The sequence below is a fragment of the Glycocaulis sp. genome (genome assembly GCF_052168375.1).
Taxonomy (GTDB): Bacteria; Pseudomonadota; Alphaproteobacteria; order Caulobacterales; family Maricaulaceae; genus Glycocaulis.
In genome coordinates this window covers 1-6,380 of sequence record NZ_JBQLZR010000183.1, presented here as the reverse complement: position 1 = coordinate 6,380, position 6,380 = coordinate 1, and the positions used below count along the sequence as shown (strand labels likewise).

Here is a 6,380-nt window from a genome sequence, read left to right as displayed (position 1 = left end):
GCTGCTGGGGAAGCTGGGCCACCGGGTCATCTGAGAACTCAATCGACGGCGACATGAGAACGCCGCCTGCCGCGCTGATCTCGGCGCGGAGCTGCGTGTGACTGACGATATCTCGCGCGAGCCGGGCGATATCATGGACGAGAACGGCATACGTTTCTTCAGTATGCTCGCGCAGGAATTCCAGCATGGCGTCCATGCCGGGCCGGGACGCATATTTGCCCGAGATGACATCGGAGAAGATCTCTACGACTTCCATCCCCTTGTAGCGGGCGTAATCTTCAAGCGAGCGCGATTGCGAGCGCAGGCCGTCACCCTCTTTGGCCTGCTTCTTTGTGCTGATGCGCACATACGAGACCGCCTTGCGGGGCGTTTGGGAGAATTGGTCGTATCTGGAATTCATGGGCGGTCGCTTTCTCCGCTCGCGGCGGCGGAAAAATCAGGTCGGGTCTTGTTCGAAGATTGTACCATGCAGCTCTGCGCCGAAGCGTCGGTATTCGCGCATGCGGACAAGGCATCAAGGGCCGGATCGAGGCCAAAACGAATCCTGACAAGGGTTTGAACGATCTGCCAAAGCGTGTGGATAAGTTCGGCTTTTTGCGCCGTATCCATGTCGAGACTGTCCAACGCTGTCAGATACGCGGCCATATCATCGGCGTCCGGCGCATCGCCGGAGGTCAGGAGGGCGGCCAGAATATCAAACAACTCGGTTTTGCCCTCGGAATTTTTCGGGGGTGGCCGAATGGCCGTATTGGTATGGTTCTGGCGCATTGGCGGCCTCTACTTTCACTAAACTGGTTTTAACTCCTCTTCATCCTGAAGAACATAATAGGAACATTGTCCTATTTTCCCCACTTCTTCAAGATGAAATTTCTATTGTTCGGGTTGATGGCGACGCGATGGTGGGCGGTCGGGAGCTCCATTGCCCTTGCCAGGAGCGCTGGCCCGCGCGGCGTCACGCTGTGCTTCGAGGCCGCGTTGCGGCTCGCCGTCGTTTTCACGGATATGCGTCCGCAGCTGCGAGACCGTTCGATATGCTTCGCCGAGAAGTGCCTGGGCCTTGAGGATATCGGATCCGCTCAGCGACCGGCTTTCGCGCGTCTCGCCCGTCTCGGGATCAGCGTAGAGACGGCCCACAGTCACGTTGTAGATCGGCTCCGCACCCTCCCGCTCGTTACGCCAGATTTTTGTGAACACGCGTCCATCGCGCAGGGTGTCGATCAGCGGATTGCCGGGTTGCTTTTCGCTCATAACGATCTCCTTTTCAGTTTGAGCGTGGTGAATACGCCCGTCATCGCTGAGGCCCGCGCTCGCGCGCCGGGGATGCGCGTTCCGGCGAAGATGAAACTCCCTCCCCTGGAATGTGTGCGCTCTTTCGGGCGACTTCGTATTGCGCAGCGAGCCACCGGCCATTGAAGCTGGTGGTATCGACAGGCCGGGCGATCTCGGGCGGAGGTTTCGGCACCGGATGCGGTTTGTCATTCCTGACCATGCGCGCGCCATCGCCGCCGCCTTCCCGGCGTTCGGTTTCTGACAGTTGAAGATCGCGAACCTGGGCGGCCACGAACGGGTCGCGGTTCATCTCGAAATCGCGCGCGAGATCAGGCAGCCGGGCCAGGGTTTCCGCTTTCATCCACGGCCCGTTAAAGGCCGTGGGTGTCGGGGTGAGAATGCGGGTGCTTTCGCCATCCTGCTGAGCGCGGCGCTTTACCATTGGCCCCTCCCGGTCGTTTCGATGAGACCGAATAGCGGGCAGCGAAATTCATGCGCTTCGTAGATGATGCCGTGAACGCCGAGATAGGCGCAGCTCGTGCGCTCCGCCGAGGTCAGACGCAGGTGCGGACTAACCGGCGAGACAAGCGAAAACAGCAGGACAAATAGCCACCAGTAGCGCGTCACCCAGCTCAGGGTTTCACACAGGCTGGCAAGCCGGGCGTAGTTGGAACGAGCAGTCATGACCATATCCAGAATTGAAGGGCGCGGAGGATTGAGAACACCGGGCGCAGAACCTTTCCGGGCCACATGTACCGCCACAGTCGCAGGCGGACGGGGAGGCGGTACGGCTTCCCGTAAAAGGGGTTGATCGCCTGCTGCGTGCGGAAGGGCGCGATCGAAGCGATCGAAGGCAGGGAAACCAGCGCGGGCCGGTTCTTTTTGAGCCACAGAATTGCGTGCTTCGAACGGCGGATCGCCTCGGCCGTCATGACAGGGCGGCCGGCCTCGCGGATACCAAAGCCTCTCAGTCCGGACGGACCGCGTCCGTCTCCGCTGTGGTCGCGCTCGATATAGCTTTCCTGCGAAAGGTAGGATTCAAGAAGTTTGAGCGTTTCCGGTTCGGTCTGACCTGGCAGAACGAGGAAGGCGTCCTGCTCGGATAAGACCGTATCAAGAGTTTCTTTTGAGTACGCCGCAACGAACGCCGATAATCCCTGCAGATATAAGGCGACGTGAACACCATAACCCCTTAAAAATGTGAGTATTTCACGCAGGTTGTGGATTAAGAAATTCGCCGACTCGTTTGCCAGAAAATAGACAGGTTTTGCCTTGTGCGGAGAACGCTTCCACTCGGTCATCGCGCAATGCTGGACGAGTTCGATGATCGGCTTGTTGGCTTCAAGCCGTGTCGCATCAGCCAGCAGGAAGACGGTGACCGTCCGGCCTGGCTCTTTCATGTCCGCGAAGCGGAATGTGCTATTCTTCGTAATCGTGTGGGCACGGGTCGTGCAATTGTAGGGCTCCATCGCCTGAAGCGCCCCCTGAAGGAAGGAATCGACTGTGCGGCTATCGTCCGCTTGCAGGAGATCGGCGATGCCAGCGGCCAGTCCGCGCAGGTAATCCGCGAACCTTTCGACATCGCCACTGACCTGACGCGTGACCCAGGGACTTTCGAAGATCGGGAATTCGACGTTACCGCCTGTTTCGTCTTCGAGGCGGCCGGCAACCCAGTACGCATGCCAGAGCAGGCTTTCACGATCCTGCAACAACGCCAGCGCATCGCCCAGCGTTGCATTATACCCATTGATCAGAACGACAACACAGATCGCAAAACGGATCAGTGTGCGGCTGCCATCCCGGAAGTAGCGATTGTCATTCGAACCGCTTTCACCGCGCGGTTCGGGGTAGATGATGAGGGAAAATTCCGTCAGCTCATTCGTAACATCCTGAATACTGCCAACAAAGAAGCAATCCGCGATCAGATTCAGAGGGTTGTATTGATCAGAATCGCCCAAAGACTCGGTGAGCATCGCACCGAAGTTCAGTATGCGGACTTCTTCACCTCGCTTCCGAAGCGCGTCGGCGTAAACTGGCGTCGTATCGCCCTTCAGGTCCAAGATCTTCTTTGACTCTTCGATGGATAAAATATTGGGATCGTTGTGCCCGATATTTTTTCCAGAACCGGTCGGACCAAGTACACAAGCCATCGTGAAGTCGGCGAAAATGGCCCGACCATTCAGGACGCCCCAATACGGTCCAGGCATCGGGAACGGGATGAGATCTTTGCGAAGCTCGCGAATAGACCTCGCAAAGCCGCCATCCCCTTTGTTGCCGCGCGGCGCATGAGCATCGCGCCAACGGAAGAATTGCCCGAGCCGGTAGAAGCCCTCCGAGACCAGCAGCGTGCCGCTGACGGCGAGCGCGAGGCCCGCACCGGCGGTTAGAAAGCTGAAATCGCCCGCATCGTTGAATATGGGGCCGATGTGACGGAGAGCCATAAAGCTCCCCGCCGCAACCGCGAGACGGACGAACGTCGCGCGCTGGTCCCATTCACGCCGGAACGCCATTATTGAGCCCCGAAGCGGATGGTGGTCAGTTCAACGCTGGCGGCTCCATTAGCCTCGAAGTAGTCGCGTTACCACTGGCGCAGCTCGGCGCTCGTGATGTGCTCAAGGCCGGGTTGCGGGAGCGTCGCGGTTTCGACCAACAAGAGCCGGACATCCGCCCCGCGCAGGGAACGCGGCCGCACATCGTCATAGCGGTCCTGCTGCGCGAAGATTTCGAAAGGCGGCGCATCGCCCGCGACGGCTCCAAATCGAGCTGTCGGGCTGTTTTCGAGGCCATCCGTGATCGCCCACAAAATCCGGTTCGGACTATCAAAGAATGTCGAGCGAGAAATGCCCTGAAGCGAGGCCAGAATTGGCGAGTTCTGGGCGCTCAGATTGCTGTCACGCGCATCACGAAGCACGCCTGCGGCCAGCTCATTATATTGGTTGGCCGCCGCATCAGCGCGAAGCGCCAGCCGTTGCGGCGTGTCGAAAGGTGCACCAATGCTTTCTTGCTCCTCCGGGGTGGCTGGAGGCCGGCACATGGTGAAAGCGGGTTCCATGAGGGAGCCGTGCACATTGCGCGTCGTCACAAAGACGGAAATGCGCGCATTCGCGGGCGCTTCATCATAGGCTCGCCGCAAGGCGGTTTCGTAGTCGCGTTGCTGCTGGCGGGACGATTGTTCGACGAACGAAGCGTCGAGAAACGCGGCAACCTCGTAGGCGTCCGCCCGCGCGTAACAGAAGCTTGCCTGATCAATGCGCTCCTGTCCGGCCAAGTGCGTGATGGTCAGTCCGCCGCCCACAAGAGTAATTGCGACCATAGCGGCCAGAATGGCGATCTTGAGGATTTGGCCGTTTCCACGCCTGCGCCCGCGTGAGCGCGAACGCGACTGACGGTTTCGTTTGGACGTTCTCATGGGGATTATCCTTTCACGTCTGGTGAGATATCGAGATCGATGGAAGTTGAGGAAAACTCCGCCTCGGCGGCGCGCATCCGGGCGCGGGCATCGCTGACGGCAGCGCGAACTTGAGCCACCAGCTTGCGAAGCTTCTTCACGCGTTTTTCGGTCTTGGGGTCCGGCTTGATGGTGTCGGGGTCGAACACGTCGAGCCGCAGCGCCTCGAACGCGGACACGTCCACGTCATGGCTTTCTTCCGGCTTGCGCCCCCGCACCTCTGCGCGAATGCGGGCGGTTCTTGCCGCGCGGTCGCGCAAGGCCGCAATTTCGCGGTCGAGCCATTGATTGAACCCGTAAGACTGGTCGCGCAGTGCTGAGGCATCGAGCACGCGGTCGCGCCCGCATTCATTGACATCGCCCAGCACATCCTCGGCGCGTTCAACGAAGTCGTCGGCCTGATCAGCCATCTCCTCGTCAAAAGACGCGACAAGATCATCGACCGTGTCGGTCAGATCGTCCTCCGCATATCGCGTGGCATCGGAGAGATGCGGGACCGGGTCCGAGAAGGAGCCAAAGCCCTTGTAGATGGCGAGGGTTGCACCGATGAGCGCGATCAGAAGCGTGATCGTTGCTTTTGGGGCCGCGAACGTGTCCCAGAAACCCAGCGCATCGAAGTCCCAGATATTCAAGGCATCCGGCCCGAGTGCCTGCGTTCGAAGGGACGCGAAGGTGACAAGGCCGATGGCCGTAAGACAGTTCAGAAAGCCAAACTGTGCGCCAAGTCGCTTGAGCCAGTCAAAAGGCTGAGGCGGCGCAGGCGAGCGTAGGCGAACGAAGGCATACCACAGAAACAAGAAACCTGCGATCAGGCCCGCACCATTCACCGCGAAGGTGAAGGCCAGAGAGAAGCCGATGGCTCCGGCCCAGCCCGCATGGCCGCTTTCAATGTAAACCGGAACGACCAGCGCGGCTTCTATAAGCATTAGCGGGAACAGAAAGAGGGAGGTTCCCAACACGTCCGGTGTCTTTGCCGGACGCTGAACATCGTGCATGTGCTGGATGAGGCGTTTGTACTGACCGCGCTGGAGTCGTTCCAAAGCGAGGCGGTCCATCGCGGCCTCGAACGCAGGCAGCAGGGTTTGAAGGGACGTCAGGACGCTCCGGCCCTCTGACAAGAGTGGCTCTAATTCAGGACGTTCCTGACCGCTTTCCAGCTCGCGCTGTTCCTCGCGGATATCCCCGGCTTTACGCTCCAGTGCGCGCAACGTTTTAGGGTTAGGTGATTGGAGGGCGCTCATTGCGCCGCCCCGTCGCCGACGGCTGATCTAGCAAACGCGTAACCAGCAAATTCGAGATAATTGGATGACATCGATCACACTCCGATAACCACCCCCCGGAAAACGGAGGCATCAGAGTGGATAACATGTGGGGCGCCACCTTTGCAAGAGGTGGGGCACTACTTTCTATTCAGGCTCACCTAATGCACGTCTTAATGCACGTTCAACCCAATCCTGCCGGGTCATCCCTTCGGCCTTTGCGGCGTCATCAACCCTTTGCTGAAGTTCTGGTTCAACCCGCACCCGAAATTGTTTCTTTAGCCTATTTACCTCTGATCTATGCGATTTCGATGGATCAGGAAGTTCGTCTTTACGCCTATAAATTCTCTGATCGCCTTGCTGCTCCTTCAATTCCAAACCATGCTTTGTTATTGTTTTTTCTA

General features: G+C 58.9%; 9 protein-coding genes. All 9 read right to left on the bottom strand.

Features of this window, described 5'->3' with window-relative positions:
• Positions 1-346, bottom strand: a 346-nt coding sequence (locus ACTS2Z_RS07330) for a recombinase family protein (RefSeq protein ID WP_442572566.1), incomplete at its 3' end; no start/stop codon positions are given.
• Positions 347-396: 50 nt separating this feature from the next.
• Entirely contained in the window at positions 397-768 is a 372-nt protein-coding gene (locus ACTS2Z_RS07325; RefSeq protein WP_442572565.1) for a hypothetical protein, read from the bottom strand.
• A 102-nt stretch (positions 769-870) separates the two neighbouring features.
• A complete protein-coding gene (locus ACTS2Z_RS07320) occupies positions 871-1,248 on the bottom strand; it encodes a hypothetical protein (protein WP_442572564.1) in 378 nt (125 codons plus the stop codon).
• Positions 1,249-1,288: 40 nt separating this feature from the next.
• The gene (locus tag ACTS2Z_RS07315; protein ID WP_442572563.1) at positions 1,289-1,711 is read right to left on the bottom strand and encodes a hypothetical protein; all 423 of its coding nucleotides are present in this window, start codon (positions 1,709-1,711) and stop codon (positions 1,289-1,291) included.
• Positions 1,705-1,953 (bottom strand): hypothetical protein, encoded by a 249-nt coding sequence (locus ACTS2Z_RS07310; RefSeq protein ID WP_442572562.1) that lies wholly within the window; start codon positions 1,951-1,953, stop codon positions 1,705-1,707. Before ACTS2Z_RS07310 ends, ACTS2Z_RS07315 begins: the two co-directional genes overlap by 7 nt.
• A complete protein-coding gene (locus ACTS2Z_RS07305) occupies positions 1,950-3,779 on the bottom strand; it encodes a type IV secretory system conjugative DNA transfer family protein (RefSeq protein ID WP_442572561.1) in 1,830 nt (609 codons plus the stop codon). The genes ACTS2Z_RS07310 and ACTS2Z_RS07305 overlap by 4 nt, the downstream gene beginning before the upstream one ends.
• Before the next feature lie 68 nt (positions 3,780-3,847).
• Positions 3,848-4,564, bottom strand: a complete 717-nt coding sequence (locus ACTS2Z_RS07300; protein WP_442572560.1) for a hypothetical protein — start codon at positions 4,562-4,564, stop codon at positions 3,848-3,850.
• Between the two features lie 119 nt (positions 4,565-4,683).
• Positions 4,684-5,772, bottom strand: a complete 1,089-nt coding sequence (locus ACTS2Z_RS07295) for a hypothetical protein (protein ID WP_442572559.1) — start codon at positions 5,770-5,772, stop codon at positions 4,684-4,686.
• A gap of 351 nt (positions 5,773-6,123) precedes the next feature.
• The coding region (locus ACTS2Z_RS07290) for a toxin-antitoxin system HicB family antitoxin (RefSeq protein ID WP_442572558.1) at positions 6,124-6,380 on the bottom strand (257 nt) is incomplete at its 5' end.

Bases quoted from the DNA above. Each gene is read 5' to 3' on its own strand.
- ACTS2Z_RS07325 (WP_442572565.1), bottom strand. From the start codon at position 768: ATGCGCCAGAACCATACCAATACGGCCATTCGGCCACCCCCGAAAAAT.
- ACTS2Z_RS07320 (WP_442572564.1), bottom strand. From the start codon at position 1,248: ATGAGCGAAAAGCAACCCGGCAATCCGCTGATCGACACCCTGCGCGAT.
- ACTS2Z_RS07315 (WP_442572563.1), bottom strand. From the start codon at position 1,711: ATGGTAAAGCGCCGCGCTCAGCAGGATGGCGAAAGCACCCGCATTCTC.
- ACTS2Z_RS07310 (WP_442572562.1), bottom strand. From the start codon at position 1,953: ATGACTGCTCGTTCCAACTACGCCCGGCTTGCCAGCCTGTGTGAAACC.
- ACTS2Z_RS07305 (WP_442572561.1), bottom strand. From the start codon at position 3,779: ATGGCGTTCCGGCGTGAATGGGACCAGCGCGCGACGTTCGTCCGTCTC.
- ACTS2Z_RS07295 (WP_442572559.1), bottom strand. From the start codon at position 5,772: ATGGACCGCCTCGCTTTGGAACGACTCCAGCGCGGTCAGTACAAACGC.